This is a genomic window from Chryseobacterium indologenes, from assembly GCF_018362995.1.
Lineage (GTDB): Bacteria > Bacteroidota > Bacteroidia > Flavobacteriales > Weeksellaceae > Chryseobacterium > Chryseobacterium indologenes_G.
In genome coordinates, this window is sequence record NZ_CP074372.1 from 450,717 (window position 1) to 468,940 (window position 18,224).

The following is an 18,224-nucleotide window of genomic DNA, read 5'->3' on the forward strand; positions in this document are numbered from 1 at the left end:
TCTGTCATTCTGAATGGAACGAAGTGAAATGAAGAATCTCGTCTTTTACTGACAGTAGAGAAAAAATACTTAGTGACAGCAATTAAGTATTTTAAAATTGAAAAACTAAGCGTAAAACCAAATATCACAGTACATTTTGAAAATCAAAAAATCTTATATAGTTTCTTTATTGGGGTTTATCGGGCTGAATCTTCTTTCAGCCCAGGTAAATCCTTCCGGAAAACAAAGTACGACATTTACAAACCCAATCATATGGGCAGATGCACCGGATTTATCCATTACCAGAAACGGAAACGATTTTTACCTGATCAGTACAACCATGCATCTGATGCCGGGAGCTCCGGTGATGCATTCCAGGGATCTGGTTCATTGGGAAATGTCAGGATATGTTTTTGATACTTTGAATGACAACCCGAAATATGATTTATTGAACGGAACCGTTTACGGCAGAGGTCAATGGGCTTCCTCAATCCGCTATCATAAAGGCAAATATTACGTTTTATTCTCTCCAAATGATGAACCTTTCAAATCTTATTTCTATGTGACTGATCATCCCGAAAAAGGAAAATGGAAACTGATCATAAGAACACGGCATTTTCACGATGCTTCATTGTTTTTTGATGATGATGACAGAATATATGTTTTCACCTCCAACAAAGTTTTTGAATTGAGCCCCGATTTTAAAGAGGTGATCGGAAATCCGGATGGAACTGAAGTATTTCAGAAAGATGCTTCGGAAACCGGACTTCTGGAAGGCAACCAGATGATCAAAAGAAACGGTAAATATTATATGATGATGATATCCTGGCCCAAAAACGGAAAACGCCGTCAGGTCGTCTATAGAGCAGATAAAGTGACAGGTCCTTATGAGAAAAAAGTAGTGCTGGAAGACAATTTTTTAGGATTTTCCTACGCAGGGCAGGGCGCTTTGATTGATGATAAAAATGGAAACTGGTATTCCCTTATTTTCCAGGACAGAAATGGAGTAGGACGTGTTCCGCTGCTGCTTCCCGTACAATGGGAAAACGACTGGCCGATACTGGGAGATAACGGAAAAGTTCCTTTGAAAGGAGAAGTTCCTCTTCAGCCATTCAAAGCCAAAAATCATCTCGTGGAAAGCGATGAATTCTCTGATAAAAAAATGAAAATTCAATGGCAATGGAATCATAATCCTGTAAATGAAGCATGGTCTTTATCCGAAAGAAAAGGCTTTCTGAGGCTGAAAACCAGCAGAGTCGTAGACAATCTGTACGCTGCACCCAATACTTTGACCCAGAGAATGGAAGGTCCGGTCTCTTCAGCAGTTTTGGCCATAGATCTTAAAGGAATGAAAGATGGAGATGTTGCAGGCTTCAGTGCTTTCAATGGGGATTCCGGGATTTTGTCAATAGTAAAGGAAGGTAAAGAAAAATTCATTGTTTTTTCAACCAATGAAGTAAGCCTGGATAGTAAAACCAAAGCGATTACAGGAGTTAAAAAAGAAGAGAAAAAACGGATTTCTCTCAATTCGGATAAGGTTTTTCTACGTATTGATGCCGATTTTAGCTTCGGGAAAGATCTTGCAGACTTTTATTACAGTACGGATCAGAAGAACTGGACTGAAATGGCAAAAGACTATAAAATGATCTTTGATTACCGGAGATTTTTTATGGGATCAAAATTCGCGTTTTTTAATTATGCTACTAAAAATACGGGAGGATTTGTAGATGTAGATTTTTTCAGAGTTAATGAAGCTGGAAAATAACAATCGGATGTAAAGGAAAAAACCTATCGTAAATAAAAAATAAAATAATACACTATTATTTTTTTATCTGAAATAATAAGTGTTAAAACTACAAATAAAAAAATCATGAATAAATCAGTTGTATTAGCATTAGGTTTCATGCTGTCAGGAGTTTTAATTTCTGCACAGGCTTTTGAGAAAAAAGTACCCCAGGATTTCGATATAGAAAAAAAGGAAATTCCACACGGAAAAATAGATACAATACAGTATTCTTCGGCAACGGTTGGAACTACACGTAAAGCTTTGGTATATACGCCTCCCGGATATAAAAAAGGCACTCAATATCCTATTTTATATCTGCTACACGGTATTGGCGGAGATGAAAAAGAGTGGTTTAAAAATGGAACTCCGCAAATTATTTTAGATAATCTGTATGCTAAAGGAAAACTTTCTCCCATGATCGTTGTACTTCCCAACGGACGGGCGATGAAGGACGACAGGGCTACCGGAGACATCATGGCAAAGGATAAGGTGGAAGCTTTTGCAACCTTTGAAAAAGACCTGCTGAATGATCTGATTCCTTTTGTAGAAAAAAAATATCCGGTTAAAAAAAACAGAACTGACAGAGCTATTGCCGGACTTTCCATGGGAGGCGGACAAACCCTGAATTTCGGACTGGGAAATATCGATAAGTTTGCATGGGTGGGAGCCTTTTCCGCAGCTCCAAATACCAAAGAACCTCAACTTCTTCTTCCGGATCCATCCAAAGCTAAAGAATTAAAGCTTCTCTGGATTTCGTGCGGAGATCAGGACAGACTGATGCCTTTCAGTAAAAGAACGAGTGACTATCTTACAGACAATAAAATTCCCCATATTTTTTATGTAGAACCGGGTGGTCACGATTTCAAAGTCTGGAAAAATGATCTGTATCTGTTCTCACAGTTGCTTTTCAAACCTGTCAATCAGGAAGAAGTTAATCGTATTCTGAAGTCACAATAAATACAGGATCAAAGTTTTAAATCCAAATTTCTATGAATATCCGTACAATCCATATAAGTTTCATTGCGCTGATAGGTTTATTTTCAATGGGAACTGCCCAAAACCCAATTATTCAGACCAATTATACTGCAGATCCAGCGCCAATGGTGTACAATGACAGGCTGTATGTGTATACCACTCACGATGAAGACGATTCTACCTGGTTTACCATGAACGACTGGAAAGTATATTCCACCAATGATATGGTGAACTGGACAGATCACGGCAAAATACTCTCGTATAAAGACTTTGAGTGGGCAAAACGCGATGCCTGGGCCGCACAATGTGTAGAAAGAAACGGAAAGTTTTTTATCTATGTTCCGATGTGGTCCAAAACCAATAACAAAGGCGCTATAGGGGTTGCTGTTGGTGACAGTCCGTTTGGGCCTTTTCATGATCCGCTGGGAAAACCTCTCGTTCAGAGCGAATGGGGGGATATTGATCCCACAGTTTTTGTGGATGATGACGGACAGGCACACATGTACTGGGGAAATCCCAAGCTTAAATACGTAAAGCTGAACGAAGATATGATCTCCTATTCCGGAAATATTGTAGAAGTTCCGATGACGGAAGAATCATTTGGCAAAAGAGACGGGAAACCTAACCCGGAAAGACCCACAAAATACGAGGAAGGCCCGTGGCTGTACAAAAGGAAAAACCTGTATTATCTTTTCTGGCCGGGTGGTCCGCTTCCTGAATTCATAGGATATTCTACAGGTAAAACAGCACAGGGACCATGGAAATATGGAGGAATTGTAATGCCTACTGAAGGGAAATCATTCACCAATCATCCCGGTGTTATTGATTTCCGGGGGAAAACGTATTTCTTTTATCACAATGGGGCATTGCCAGGCGGAAGCGGTTTTACAAGATCGGTAAGTCTGGAAGAGCTTACATTCAATAAAGACGGTTCCATCTCACCATTTAAAATGACCAACGGAATTACAAAAGCTATCGCGACAGTTAATCCTTATTCATTCAATCAGGCAGAAATGATTGCCTGGTCGGAAAATGTAAAATCCTATCAGAATAAAGAGGCTGGTGTTTTCATCAAAGCAAAGAAAAATGGAGCATATACCAGTGTAAAGAATGTAGATTTCCGGAAAAAAGGAGCTGCTGCCTTCTCTGCAAGAGTAGGAACGACCCATAACAGTGACGTCACAATGACCATTCATCTGGATGCTGTGAACGGCCCGGTTGCTGCAATGGTAAAGGTTCCGCTGACGGGCGGGGATGACCGCTGGGAAACCGTAAAAGTTCAGCTTACTGAAAAAATTACTGGTGTTCATGATCTGTATTTTGTATTCAATGGAAAAGCCTCAACAGATATTATGTATTTCGACTACTGGACCTTTCTTGAAAATAATGAGTTATGAGAAAAAAAGTTTTATATATCGTATTCAGCCTGTTTCTGATCAGCAAAAGCTTTGCGCAAGTAGCAGAAATTTCAAGTCCGGACGGACACCTGAAGCTTCAGGTTTTTTCAGAAGAGGGAAAAGCATCGTATAATGTTATCCTTCAGGGAAAAGCAATGCTTGAAAAATCCCCGCTGGGCCTGGTAACCAATGAGTCCGATTTTTCAAAGGATCTGAAATTTGTGGACAGCAAAAAGGATATTGTTTCTAAGAAATATACGAACGAAAAAATCAAAAAATCTGAGATTGATTATAAGGCCAATACTTTATTGGTTAACTTCAGTAATGCAGACCAGCATCAGATAGGCATTGAATTTCAGGTGAGCAATAACAATATTGCTTTCCGCTACAATATTCTACCGATGAAAGAGCGGCTGAGTGTTGTGGTACAGTCAGAAATTACAGGGTACAGATTCCCTTCACAGACCACTACTTTTCTTTCACCTATGATGAAGCCTATGACAGGTTTTGCACGCACCGCACCAAGCTATGAAAGTGGCTATAAAGCCGATGCAGAGCTGGGAACACCGTCTGATTACGGCTACGTTTTCCCCGGTCTTTTCCATATTGGAAATGAAGGCTGGATATTGCTTTCCGAAACAGGAGTAAACAGTACATATTGTGCTTCACACCTTGAAAACACAGCAGAAAGAAGCCTTTACAAAGTAGCCTATCCGAACATTGCTGAAAACAATGGTTTCGGAAGTACAGGAGCAGCCGTTTCACTTCCTGGAAAAACGCCTTGGAGAACAATTACAGTGGGCAGTTCTTTGAAACCCATCGTAGAAACTACCATTCCTTTTGATGTCGTAGATCCGATGTATGAGCCTTCACAGGAGTATCAGTTTGGAAAATCTACGTGGAGCTGGATTCTGTGGCAGGACAAAAGCATGAACTATGATGATCAGGTGAAATTCATAGACCTTGCTGCTGCTCTGAAATATCAGTTTATTCTTATGGATGCGCTTTGGGATAAAAATATAGGTAAAGACCGTATGAGAGAGCTTATTCAATATGCAAAATCAAAAAATGTAGGGGTATTGCTTTGGTACAACTCCAACGGAGCAGCCAATGACGCACCGATGGGACCGAGAAACAAAATGAGCTCATCCGTTGAACGTAAAAAGGAAATGAAGTGGCTGAAAGATGTCGGTGTAAAAGGGCTAAAAGTGGATTTCTTCGGAGGAGACAAACAGGAAACCATGCGTCTTTACGAAGATATTCTGTCAGATGCCAATGATTTTGGATTAACCATTATTTTTCACGGAGCCACGGTACCTAGAGGCTGGGAAGTGATGTACCCGAATTATGCAGGAAGCGAAGCCGTTCTTGCCTCAGAAATGCTCTATTTCTCAGAAGAGGTACGCAGGCAGGAAGCTTTTTTTGCCACGCTTCATCCTTTTATCAGAAATACGGTGGGAAGTATGGAATTCGGAGGAACTTTTCTCAATACATATTTAACCGAGTCCAACAGAGACAAAAATAAAAGACATACCACGGATAGCTTTCAGCTGGCTACAGCAGTCCTGTTTCAGAATCCCGTTCAGATGTTTGGTATCATGCCGAATAACCTGACCGATGCTCCGAAGTTTCAGCTGGATTTTATGAAAGAAATCCCGACACTTTGGGATGAAACCGTTTTTATAGATGGTTATCCCGGGAAATATGCCGTGGTGGCGAGAAGACATGCGGATCAATGGTATGTGGCTGGTGTAAATGCTGAGAAACAATCCCGGAAACTGAAAATAAAACTTCAGATGTTTGCCGGGAAAACAGTCAGGTTGATTAATGATGATGCTCAGGGAAATTCCTCAGAAAAAGAGGTTAAAGTGAATGCAAAAGGTGATTTTACGATTGAAATTCAGCCGAACGGAGGATTTGTAATAAGAATTAAAGATTGATAAAACGAAAAACAGAAAAAATGCGCTTCAAAAGCTTATATATCTTTATCATCTCGGGATTTTTGGTTTCCTGCTCTTCCTCACGAAGTCTGGAAAAACAGTCATCCAAAGGCCAATGGCTCACTACCTGGGCAACAGCCCCCCAATTGGTAGAACCTAAAAACCTTGCGCCGGAACCGGGACTTTCGGGGAATACCCTGCGTCAGATTGTGCGTATATCTGTGGGTGGAAAAAAATTGCGGTTACGTTTTTCCAACAAATACTCCATGGACAGCTTGGCGGTAAAAGCCGTTTCGATTGCCGTGCCGTCCGATAGCAGCAATGTGGATGCCGCCACCATCAGATCATTAACGTTTGAGAAGAAAAACAATTTTAAAATTGCTCCCGGATCCGATATTTATTCTGATGAGGTGAACTTTAATCTGAAACCTAATTCGTTGCTGGCCATTACAATTTCTTATACAAAAGTAACCCAATCTGTCACCGGACATCCAGCTTCAAGAACAACTTCTTTCATTGTTAAAGGTGAGCAGACCAATGCTGCGGTATTTAAAAATCCAGTAAAGACAGATCACTGGTATTCGCTTTTTAACATCGATGTAAAGACTGATGAACCCTCATATGCTGTTGCAATCATGGGAAATTCCATTACCGACGGAAGAGGATCAGGAACCAACAGACAGAATCGCTGGCCGGATATTTTTTCGCAGCGGTTACTGGCAAATCCTTCTACCAGGAATATAAGTGTGCTTAATTTCGGGATCGGGGGGAATTGTGTGGTGCGTGGCGGTTTGGGTCCTACAGCATTAGATCGTTTCGATTATAACATCCTCAATCAGCAGGGTGTAAAATGGCTGATCATTCTGGAAGGAGTGAATGATCTGGGAGGAACAAGAGATCCTGATGACGCCTTCAAAAGAACAGAAGAACTGATTGCCGCTTACCAGGTGATGATCGATAAGGCACATACTAACGGAATCAAAGTGTACGGAGCAACGATTCTTCCTTTCGGAAAGTCGTTCTACGAAAAACCTTTCCGTATCGAAGCATGGAGAAAAGTAAATGACTGGATCAGAAACAGCGGGAAGTTTGATGCTGTCATCGATTTTGCCAAACACATGCAGAGTGAAAACCCGGAGGTCATCTTAAATGATATGCATGATCATGATTTTCTTCACCCCAATGAAGCCGGCTACAGGAGAATGGGAGAATTTGTTGATCTGAACTTATTTAAAAATTAAAATCAAAAATATATAGTATGAATTTTACAAAAAACATTTCGTTGTTTCTTACGTTGTTGTTTATATTTTTTGTAAAAGCAGCCGAACCTTTTATTTCTTTTGCCAGGACAGAAAATTCGGTGGTATTGAAAGATAACAATTCAGGTTTGACACTGTTTTCAGACAGCGATTCGGATAAAGGAATTCTGCGTGCCGTTGCAAATCTTCAATCCGATTTTCAAAAAGTAACAGGTGTTCAGCCTCATCTTATTTCCCAAAATTCCGGTGTGAACGGAATGATTATCATTATTGGTGAAGCAGGTAAAAGCAAGACCATTGATGGTTTAATCAGGCAAAAAAAGCTGGATGGAAAAGCATTGGCAGGGAAAAGAGAAAAATATATCATTCAGAATGTCAGTAATCCTTTTTCGGGCGTTTCTGAGGCTATCGTGATTGCAGGAAGCGATAAAAGAGGAACCATTTACGGAATCTATGAAATGTCCCAGCAGATAGGTGTTTCGCCCTGGTATTACTGGGCAGATGTTCCGGTTGAGAAAAAAGATAATGTATACTTTAAAAAAGGAATTTATACCGATGGTGAGCCTGCTGTAGAGTATCGTGGTATTTTCCTTAATGATGAAGAGCCTTCACTCGGAGGCTGGGCAAGAGCAACTTTTGGTGGAGTAAACAGTAAGTTCTACGAAAAAGTTTTTGAACTGATTCTACGTCTTAAAGGAAACTATATCTGGCCGGCAATGTGGGGAAAAGCGTTTTATGACGATGACCCTTTGAGCGGCCCTTTAGCAAATGAAATGGGTATTGTCATGGGAACTTCTCACCATGAGCCTATGGCTTTGGCACAAACCGACTGGCACAGGTATATCAAAAAAAATAACCTCCCGAATGTCTGGGACTACGCTAAAAATGCAGAAGTGCTGCAAAAATTCTGGAGATCCGGAATGGAAAGAAGCAAAAACTGGGAAAAGCTTGTTACAGTGGGAATGCGGGGTGACGGTGACGAAGCGATGGGAGAGGGAACCAATATTTCCCTGCTCGAGAAAATTGTAAAAGATCAGCGTAAAATCATTGCAGATGTTACCAGAAAAAAAGCTGAGAAAACACCTCAGGTCTGGGCATTGTATAAAGAAGTTCAGGACTATTATGATAAAGGAATGCGGGTTCCGGATGATGTGATCCTGCTGTTCTGTGATGATAACTGGGGAAATGTAAGAAAGCTTCCAGACCTTTCAAAACCTTTGCATAAAGGAGGCTATGGAATCTATTATCATTTCGACTATGTAGGCGGACCGAGAAATTCCAAATGGATCAACATAAGCCCTATCCAAAGAGTTTGGGAACAGATGAATCTTTCTTATGAACATAAAGTAGATAAGCTTTGGGTAGTGAATGTGGGAGATTTAAAACCCATGGAATTTCCGATCAGTTTTTTTCTGGAAATGGCCTGGAATCCAAAACAGTTTAATGCTAAAAATCTTTTGGAATATACTGAAAAATGGGCTGCACAGCAGTTTGGAGAAAAACATGCAAAAGAAATTGCGAGGATGATTAATCTGTATGCCAAATACAACAGAAGAGTTACCCCTGAAACCCTTGACAGCAAAACGTACAGCCTTGAAAATTACCATGAATTTGAAACGGTTTTAAATGATTACAGAGCATTGGCTGTAGAAGCTTTACGTTTAAAAGAGCAGATTCCTGCCGAATACCAGGATGCTTATTATCAGTTGGTTTTATATCCTATCGATGCATGCAGCAATTTGTATGAAATGTACTATGCGGTAGCAAAAAACAGGAAATTAGCAGCTCAATATGACTTAAAAGCAAATTATTACGCTGATAAGGTAAAAGAGTGTTTTGAGAGAAATGCTTATCTGGATTATAAATACAATAATGAGATTGCCGGCGGGAAGTGGCAGCATATGATGGATCAGATGAGAATAGGATACAAAACATGGGCAGATGGAAAAGAAAACATAATGCCTGAAGTTACCTATGTATATGATGATAATGCTTCGAAAGAAAAAATATTTCAGGAGAAAAACGGCTATGTTTCCATTGAAGCAGAAAATTTTGCAAGAATGAACAGTTCAGACAGAATCCATTGGGAAGTGATTCCTGATTTTGGGAAAACAAAATCCGGCGTGACAACCTTTCCACAGAATGCTTATCCAAAAACTGATGAAAATATCTGGCTTGAATATGATATCAATTTTGAATCAAAAGGCGAGTTTGAAGTCCAATTATTATTAGCTCCGACTTTAAATTTTAATCATAATAAAGGATTGCGTTATGAGATTTCTTTTGATAACGAAACTCCGCAAATTGTCAACTTCAATGGTCATTACAAAGGAGAGTTGGGAAGATGGCAGTCCGAACATATCATTAAATCCGTTACAAAACATTCGATTCAGCAAGCAGGAAAACATACTTTACGATTCAGAGTGCTGGAACCCGGAATTGTCCTGGAGAAACTCCTGATCAACACCGGAGGTTTAAAACCCTCTTACCTGGGCGCTCCGGAAAGCGAAATGCTTCACTGAGTGACCAATACTCATCACAAACAACACTTTAATTATGAAACACTAATCTTAATTCACATTCCAATCTGAAATACAGTTCCCTGACAGAGAATGAAGAGAAAAAGCAGCGGATGATTTTGTAAACAGCTTTATTTAACAGATCGCTGCCTGATCTATTTCAGGGTATTTCCTGACGGTTTTTGAAAATAAACTGTCTTGATGGGGAATCTATTGCCCTTACTCTAATTATTTGCAATCAAAATCACGAATATTTAAAACTAAACCATTATGAAAAAACTTTTAAATCTTGTCAGCATTCATTCTATATTGTTTTTCAGTTGTCTGGCGCATGGACAGCTTACCACTGTAAAAATTGATAAGAATACAGCTTATCAGAAAATAAAAGGGTTCGGGGGATTTGTCTGCAGTCCTCAGTTTGCGTATAACCATATGTCAACCTCAGAAATTCAGACGCTTTGGGGAGCTTCCAGTGAAGGTGGATATAATATTATGAGATTGTATATCCCTGAAAATAGCAGTAACTGGAGTTCCGTACTGGCTACAGCACAGCTTGCCAAATCTATGGGGCTTACCATTTTTGCTTCGCCGTGGACAATGCCCGCAGCCTGGAAAACCAATAACCATGTAAATGCTGTCTATACCGATACCAATGGTGTACAGCAGATTGGATATTTAAAGCCGGAAAATTATCAGGATTATGCACTTTATCTTAACAGTTTTGTTACCTATCTTCAGAACAACGGAGTTGATCTTGATTATATCTCCATTCAAAATGAGCCGGATGAGATGGCCCAGTATCAGGGATGCATCTGGACTCCTGCACAAATTACCAATTTTATCAAAAATTACGGACAGCTTATCAATTGTAAAGTGATTGCCCCGGAAAGTGTGGGATTTACGGATAATTTTGCCAGTGCTTTGCTGGACCCTTCGGCAATGGCTAATTTTGAAGTGTATGGAGGGCATCAATATGGGCTTATGCAGTCCACCTACAAACAATTCCAGAATTACAACAAAGAAATCTGGCAGACAGAATATCTGATCAACTGGAACTCTTCATCTACCCAGCCGGCCCGAGATTTCAGCTGGAATACGGATGCTTTTACTTTCGCCGGCAGTGTCAACAATGCATTATTGGGTAATGTCAATGCATGGATCCATTACTCTGCCAAACGTTATTATGGCTTAATGGGTGACGGAACTTACGGAACTCCTGCAGGAGTAATGACCAAAAGAGGCTATATTCTTTCAAATTATGCCAAATACACAACAGGAAAAACGAGAATAGAAGCCAAATGGGATGACAAAACCGGAGTTTTACAAGGCTCTTCCTATATTTCCCAGGACGGCAATCAGGTGGTTCTTATGGTCATCAATCCTTCTCAGAATACGTATAGCCTGAAGGTTGATCTGCCTTTTTATACTACTTCGGGAACAAAGATATTGACCAACACACAATCCAATATGGTAAGTACACCTATTTCTTTGAGTACAGCAACGTTCCGGCCAACGGCTGATATCAGCCCTTCTAGTGTTATGACTTTTGTTTTCAATAAAAGTGGTGACAGACCTGCTTCTCTGATGACAGGCGGTGATATTCATTATAATAAAATCGAAACGCAAACGGCTACCAGTACAGCTTTTGGGACAGGATTCAATATCAGCAATACAACGGTGACGTTCTCCAATCCAAGTCCTCTTATCAGTAATAATATGACTGCGGCTAACGGATATCTTCAGCTTAATGACCGATATAATAAACTGATTCTGCATGTAAACAGCTATACAACAGCAGGACAAAGCTATTCGGACAATACAACTTTATACTATATCAACAGTCAGGGGGCAACGAAATCATATAATTACGGTAAAATTAATTTTCCGCAGGGAGGAAATTTTGATATTACATTAGATATTTCAAGACAGGTGCTTACAGACGGATGCAAAGGGATTTTAGGACTGAGAAACTCCAATTACAGCTCTGTGCTTACGATTAATCTGGGAGATGTTTATTTCAACGTAGGAAATGAAATTGCTTCTAAATTCGGCGGAACTTATTCCGCAAGCGACAGCTATCTGATGGATGCCCTGGAAAACGGCTACTACACTTCTGTAGATTTCAGAAATGCAGCAGGCGTTACTTCCTCCAATAACTGGCAGCCTATGAGTGCTAACACTAACAGCATTTATTATGTGAATTCAAACGTAAGTTCATCTGCCAATAATGTGATTTCAGGGACAGCTTGTTCAAATCTTGTCCTTTCCGGTCAGGGTATGGATTTTCAGGTGCCGTTTAACTTTACAGCCAATACAGCTTCTTACAGTCGTACATTTAATGGTTACGACGTGTTGATCCTGCCATTCCAGGCTAATATACCGTCCGGGGTTACTGCTTATATGATGTCACCGGATGCAAATAATATCAACTGTACTGCAATTTCAAACGGAATCATTCCTGCAAATACACCTGTAATCATCAATGCGACAGGAAATATTACTTTCAACGGTACAGGAAACGTCTCTACTCCCAAAGCAATTACTGTTAACCAGATGAATGGAGTTTATCAGAACATTAAAGTTCCGGCCAATGCTTATGTGCTGAAAACAGAAAACGGAGTAACAGGCTTCTATAAAGTAACTGCCGGAAGTGAGCCTGCAATAAGGTCTTTTAAAGCATATCTTACAGAAGAAAATGCCTATTCTGCCAATGTTCTTCCTTTAAATTTCGGATCATTAGACGCCAGAAATATTCTTGCTGAATCCAAAAAACAAGAAGTGAAAATATATCCTAATCCGGCAAAAGCAGATCTTTTCATTGATTCTGATCTTTCAGAAGCTGCTGCAGCCATTTTTGATGCAAAAGGAAGTATCATCAGATCCGAATTGAAAATAAATTCAGGGAAAAACCATATCAATGTGGGAGATTTCCCGGCTGGTATTTACTTTATTGAGGTTACTCAAAAAAACAATACAATAGTAAAACAAAAATTTATCAAAGAGTAAACTGATTCCAAAGCCATCATAAACATTGCTTATGGTGGCTTATTTCCACAATTTGATAGATGAAAACCAAAAGTAAGTAGGATTTACCATTAATTTAAGTGTGTTATTTACATTTATTTAAAATAGAACATTATATTTGTTTTTCAGTGCATTTATGCTCAATGATACAGGCAATTTGTATAAAATAAGAATGAAAACATAATTATCCGTGAAGATATGTGAAATGAGTGGTTTGAAAATTATTATCAGAAAATTCACAGCCTTTTTTAGGACTTTACTGATCCCTAATTGTTATAAAGAAATATTCGCAGTCATCTGTGAAAATCCGTGAAATCTGTGGTTAGAAAATCATTAATTAGAAAATCCACAAAAGTTTTTAGGACTTTACTGATCCCTAATTGTTATAAAGAAATATTCGCAGTCATCTGTAAAAATCCGTGAAATCAGTGGTTAGAAAATCATTAATTACAGAATCCACAAAAGTTTTTAGGACTTTACTGATCCCTAATTGTTATAAAGAAATATTCGCAGTCATCCGTGAAAATCTGTGAAATCAGTGGGCTGAGAATTGTTAATCACAAAATCAACAGCCTTTTTCCGGACTTTATTGAAACCCATACTACCTATGAAAAGAATTGTATTAATCCTATGTGCAACACTGGCAGCACCTTTATTTTTTGCCCAGAGTCATTATAAATACCCATTCAGAAACCCGGAGCTTCCGGTTAATGAAAGAATAGAAAACCTTCTTTCCTTATTAACAACAGAAGAAAAGATAGGTATGATGATGGATAATTCCCAGGCAGTTCCGCGTCTGGAAATTCCAGCCTATGGATGGTGGAATGAAGCACTTCACGGTGTGGCAAGAGCAGGTACAGCCACTGTTTTTCCTCAGGCAATCGGGATGGCGGCCACATGGGATGCTGCAGAGCATTTTAAAACTTTTGAAATGATTTCCGATGAAGCACGTGCAAAATACAACAGGTCTTTTGATGAAGCTCTAAAAACAGGGCGGTACGAAGGACTGACCTTTTGGACACCCAATATCAATATTTTTCGTGACCCAAGATGGGGAAGAGGCCAGGAAACCTATGGTGAAGACCCCTATCTTACCTCTGTTCTGGGCGTTGCTGCAGTAAAAGGCCTGCAGGGAAACGACCCGAAATTTTTTAAAACCCACGCCTGTGCCAAACATTTTGCGGTACACAGCGGACCGGAATGGAACCGCCACTCTTATAACGCAGAAATATCAAAAAGAGATCTGTATGAGACGTACCTTCCCGCTTTCAAAGCATTGGTTCAGGAAGGGAATGTAAGAGAAGTAATGTGTGCCTACAATGCTTTTGACGGGCAGCCATGTTGTGCAAACAATACTTTACTTACTGAAATTCTCCGTGGAAAATGGAAGTATGACGGAATGGTGGTCTCAGACTGTTGGGCACTGGCCGATTTCTTTCAGAAAAAATACCATGGCACTCATCCTGACGAAAAAACAACCGCAGCAGATGCCTTGAAACATTCTACAGATCTGGAATGCGGAGATACCTATAATAATCTGAATAAATCTCTTGCAAGCGGATTGATTACCGAAAAAGATATCGATGCATCGATGCGCAGAATCCTGAAAGGGTGGTTTGAGCTGGGAATGCTTGATCCGAAATCTTCCGTTCACTGGAATACCATTCCTTATTCTGTAGTAGATTCTGAAGAACATAAAAAACAGGCATTGAAAATGGCACAAAAATCAATTGTGCTGATGAAAAACGAAAAGAATGTTCTGCCTCTCAGCAGAAGTATTAAAAAAATTGCCGTTGTAGGCCCGAATGCTGATGACGGATTGATGCAGTTAGGAAACTATAATGGAACTCCTTCTTCCATTGTAACGATTTTAGACGGAATCAAAACCAAATTTCCAAATGCTGAAATCATCTACGAAAAAGGAAGTGAAGTAACAGATCCTTCGTCCAGAACGTCACTCTATCAGAATTTCATCAGTCAGAAAAACGGCGCGAAAGGAATGAAAGTAGAGTTCTTCAATAACAATGAATTCAAAGGGCAGCCGGCAAATACTTCCGTAAATTCCACCGCCATCAGCTACAACAGCTTTGGAGGAACCCAGCTTGCGCCCAATGTAGGAAGAGAAAATACCTCAGCCATTATTTCAGGAATTTTCAAAAGCACCTATACAGGAGATGTCGTATTTTCTGCTTCCACTTCTGATATCTATACACTTTTTGTGGACGGAAAAGAAATCGCCACAAGAAAAGGACCGGATGCAAGACATCCTTCGGAGTTTCCTGTAAAAATGGAAAAAGGAAAAGAATACCAGATAGAGCTGCGTCATACACAAAAAGGAAAATATGTAAGCATAACCTTTGAAGTCTACAGAAAAGACCCTGCTAATTTTGCTTCGGTGAGAGAAAAGGCGAAAAGTGCAGACGTCATTGTCTTTGCAGGCGGACTTTCTCCAAGTCTGGAAGGTGAAGAGATGATGGTGAATGCAGAAGGCTTCAGAGGGGGTGACAAAACTTCCATTGCCCTTCCTAAAGTTCAGCGGGACCTGTTGGCGGAGCTGAGAAAAACAGGAAAACCTGTTGTGTTTGTTCTTTGTACCGGAAGTGCTCTGGGATTGGAGCAGGATGAAAAAAATTATGATGCTTTACTAAATGCCTGGTATGGCGGGCAATCCGGAGGAACGGCTGTAGCAGATGTTTTGGCAGGGGATTATAATCCTTCGGGAAAATTACCTATTACCTTTTACAAAAATCTTGAACAGCTGGATAGCGCTCTTTCAAAGACAAGCAAGCATGAAGGATTTGAAAATTATGATATGCAGGGGAGAACGTACCGTTACATGACGGAAAAACCTCTTTATCCGTTCGGGCACGGCCTGAGCTATTCAAAATTTGTTTACGGAGATTCAAAGCTGGCCAAAAATACAATCAGTACTAACGAAAATGTAATGATCACAATTCCGGTGACCAATTTTTCAGAAAGAGATGGCGAAGAAGTGGTTCAGGTCTATATTAAAAGAAATAATGATGCCCAGGCACCGGTAAAAACGTTAAGGGCTTTTGAAAGGACTTTGATCAAATCAAAAGAAACAAAAAATATTCAGCTCAACCTTTCCAAAGATTCATTTGCCTTCTATGATGAAAAAGCAGATGATCTGATTTCAAAACCCGGCGATTATACCATTTTTTATGGCGGAACTTCTTATGATGCGGGGTTAAAAAGTATTCCGCTAAAAGTAAAATAAAAATTGATTCAGGACAAATTGAGATTTGCTTTAGTTTTCAAAATATACGATCTATGACAACCAAAAATAAAATATTTTCCATCACAATTTCCCTCAGTGCCGCTTTTTTTTCGGCTCAGAATAATATGGTCCGTACCTTTAACCTGGATCTGAAAGAAACCTCTGCTCCTGTTAAAATACAGCCCACCATGTACGGGATTTTCTTTGAAGACATCAATTTTGCAGCAGATGGCGGATTGTATGCTGAGCTGATTAAAAACCGAAGCTTTGAATTTGATGAACCTTTTACAGGATGGAAACAGCCCAACACAAAAACACTCTCTCCTAATCTGGATTCCGGGTTTCTGACCATTTATTCCGATCCTGCCAAAACCAATAAGAATTACGCGAGGATTACCGTTCTCAATGATAAAAATTATATTCTCGAAAATGAAGGATTCAGAGGAATAGGCCTTCATCAGGATGAAAATTATGATTTTAGTTTTGATCTGGAGAATGTTTCAGGAAATATTGCTGCAGTAAATGCCAGTCTTGTTGATGAAAACGGGAAGGAGATTTCTTCAGTTTCCACACTCATCAAAGGAAAGGGGTGGCGGAAATACATAGCCGTTTTTAAATCACCACAAACCGTAGAAAAAGCAAAACTGCGGATCACATTTACCGGAAACGGTATTGTAAACATGGATATGATTTCCCTCTTCCCGCAAGATACCTGGAAAGGCAGAAAAGGAGGCTTACGAAAAGATCTTGTTCAGAAACTGTATGATTTGCAACCCGGATTTTTGAGATTTCCTGGAGGCTGTATTGTTGAAGGAAGAACGTTGGCAGAGCGATATCAGTGGAAAAAAACAATAGGAAATGTGGCAGACCGTGAATACCTCATCAATAAATGGAGTACAGGATTTCCGCACAGGCTTACACCGGATTACGGGCAGTCTTTCGGATTGGGATTTTATGAATATTTCCAGCTTTCCGAAGATCTGGGTGCAGAACCGGTTCCTATTCTGAGTTGTGGAATGGCATGCCAGTTCAACACCGCAGAACTGGTGAAAATGGAAGACCTTGATCCCTACGTTCAGGATGCCCTGGACCTGATTGAATTTGCCAACGGAGGTTCTGGCACAAAATGGGGTAAAATCCGTGCTGAAATGGGACATCCAAAGCCTTTTAATTTAAAAATTATCGGAGTGGGAAATGAACAGTGGGGAGCGGATTATATTGAACGCTATAAAGTATTTGAAAAATCCATTCATGCAAAATATCCTGACGTTAAGATCATCTCCGGAAGCGGACCGTCACCTGACGGCGAATTCTTCGAGTATGGATGGAAAGAGTTGAAGCAGCTTAATGCGCAGATTGTAGATGAACATTATTACAATTCTCCCGAATGGTTCGTGCAAAATGCAGGCAGATACGATAAATATGACCGCTCCGGGCCAAAAGTTTTTGCCGGGGAATATGCAGCCCAGTCTGTAGGCGTGGTAAAACCTGATAATAAAAATAACTGGCTGACCGCCCTTTCGGAAGCCGCTTTTATGACCGGTCTTGAAAGAAATGCAGATGTTGTGTATATGACTTCCTATGCACCGCTTTTTGCCCATGCTGATAGCTGGCAGTGGACACCCGATCTCATCTGGTTCAATAATCTGAAATCTTATGCAACCCCGAATTATTATGTTCAGAAATTATTCTCCAATAATAAAGGAACGGATGTACTGAAAATAGAAAGCAACGGAAAAGCAGTATCCGGCCAGGAAAAATTATACGCTACAGCAGTAAAAGACGCGAAAACTCATGAGATCATTATTAAAATCGTCAATGCTGATACTCAGGCTAAAACAGTAAATATCAAAGCCGGAACTCTGAAAATGGGTAAAAAAATAACCAAAATCCTTCTGTCTGCAGCACAGCTTTCTACTGAAAATAGTTTCGATGCTGAACCCATAAAACCTAAAGAAGAGATTTCTGAAGTCAAAAATGGGGAAATTTCAACGAAAATTCCCACCAATTCTTTAGTGGTTTTAAAGTTGAAAACAATTTAAGTAGCTGTAAAACATATGTTTATGAAAAATAAGTGTGTTTTTTACATTTATTGAAAATAGAA

General features: G+C 39.8%; 9 protein-coding genes. All 9 read left to right on the top strand.

Annotated elements, in window-relative coordinates:
• Nucleotides 1–136 precede the first annotated feature (136 nt).
• The 9 genes from DYR29_RS01840 to DYR29_RS01880 all read left to right on the top strand — a co-directional run bounded on the left by DYR29_RS01840 (nt 137) and on the right by DYR29_RS01880 (nt 18,162).
• On the top strand, nt 137–1,744 hold the full coding sequence (locus DYR29_RS01840) for a glycoside hydrolase family 43 protein (protein WP_213278999.1): 1,608 nt from the start codon (nt 137–139) through the stop codon (nt 1,742–1,744).
• A 105-nt stretch (nt 1,745–1,849) separates the two neighbouring features.
• Complete coding sequence (locus tag DYR29_RS01845; protein WP_213279000.1) at nt 1,850–2,722, top strand: alpha/beta hydrolase; 873 nt, start codon at nt 1,850–1,852, stop codon at nt 2,720–2,722.
• Nucleotides 2,723–2,754: 32 nt separating this feature from the next.
• The gene (locus tag DYR29_RS01850) at nt 2,755–4,137 is read left to right on the top strand and encodes a glycoside hydrolase family 43 protein (RefSeq protein WP_249413589.1); all 1,383 of its coding nucleotides are present in this window, start codon (nt 2,755–2,757) and stop codon (nt 4,135–4,137) included.
• Nucleotides 4,134–6,077 carry a glycoside hydrolase family 97 protein gene (locus DYR29_RS01855; protein ID WP_213279001.1) on the top strand — a complete coding sequence of 648 codons (1,944 nt, stop codon included), beginning with the start codon at nt 4,134–4,136 and terminating at the stop codon, nt 6,075–6,077. The genes DYR29_RS01850 and DYR29_RS01855 overlap by 4 nt, the downstream gene beginning before the upstream one ends.
• 20 nt (nt 6,078–6,097) lie before the next feature.
• Nucleotides 6,098–7,318, top strand: a complete 1,221-nt coding sequence (locus DYR29_RS01860; protein ID WP_213279002.1) for an SGNH/GDSL hydrolase family protein — start codon at nt 6,098–6,100, stop codon at nt 7,316–7,318.
• A 17-nt stretch (nt 7,319–7,335) separates the two neighbouring features.
• Nucleotides 7,336–9,858, top strand: coding sequence for a glycosyl hydrolase 115 family protein (locus DYR29_RS01865; RefSeq protein WP_213279004.1), 2,523 nt, complete (start codon nt 7,336–7,338; stop codon nt 9,856–9,858).
• A 267-nt stretch (nt 9,859–10,125) separates the two neighbouring features.
• Nucleotides 10,126–12,861, top strand: coding sequence for a T9SS type A sorting domain-containing protein (locus tag DYR29_RS01870; protein ID WP_213279005.1), 2,736 nt, complete (start codon nt 10,126–10,128; stop codon nt 12,859–12,861).
• 625 nt (nt 12,862–13,486) lie between these two features.
• Nucleotides 13,487–16,120, top strand: coding sequence for a beta-glucosidase (locus DYR29_RS01875; RefSeq protein ID WP_213279006.1), 2,634 nt, complete (start codon nt 13,487–13,489; stop codon nt 16,118–16,120).
• Nucleotides 16,121–16,173: 53 nt separating this feature from the next.
• Entirely contained in the window at nt 16,174–18,162 is a 1,989-nt protein-coding gene (locus DYR29_RS01880) for an alpha-L-arabinofuranosidase C-terminal domain-containing protein (RefSeq protein ID WP_213279007.1), read from the top strand.
• Nucleotides 18,163–18,224: the final 62 nt, after the last annotated feature.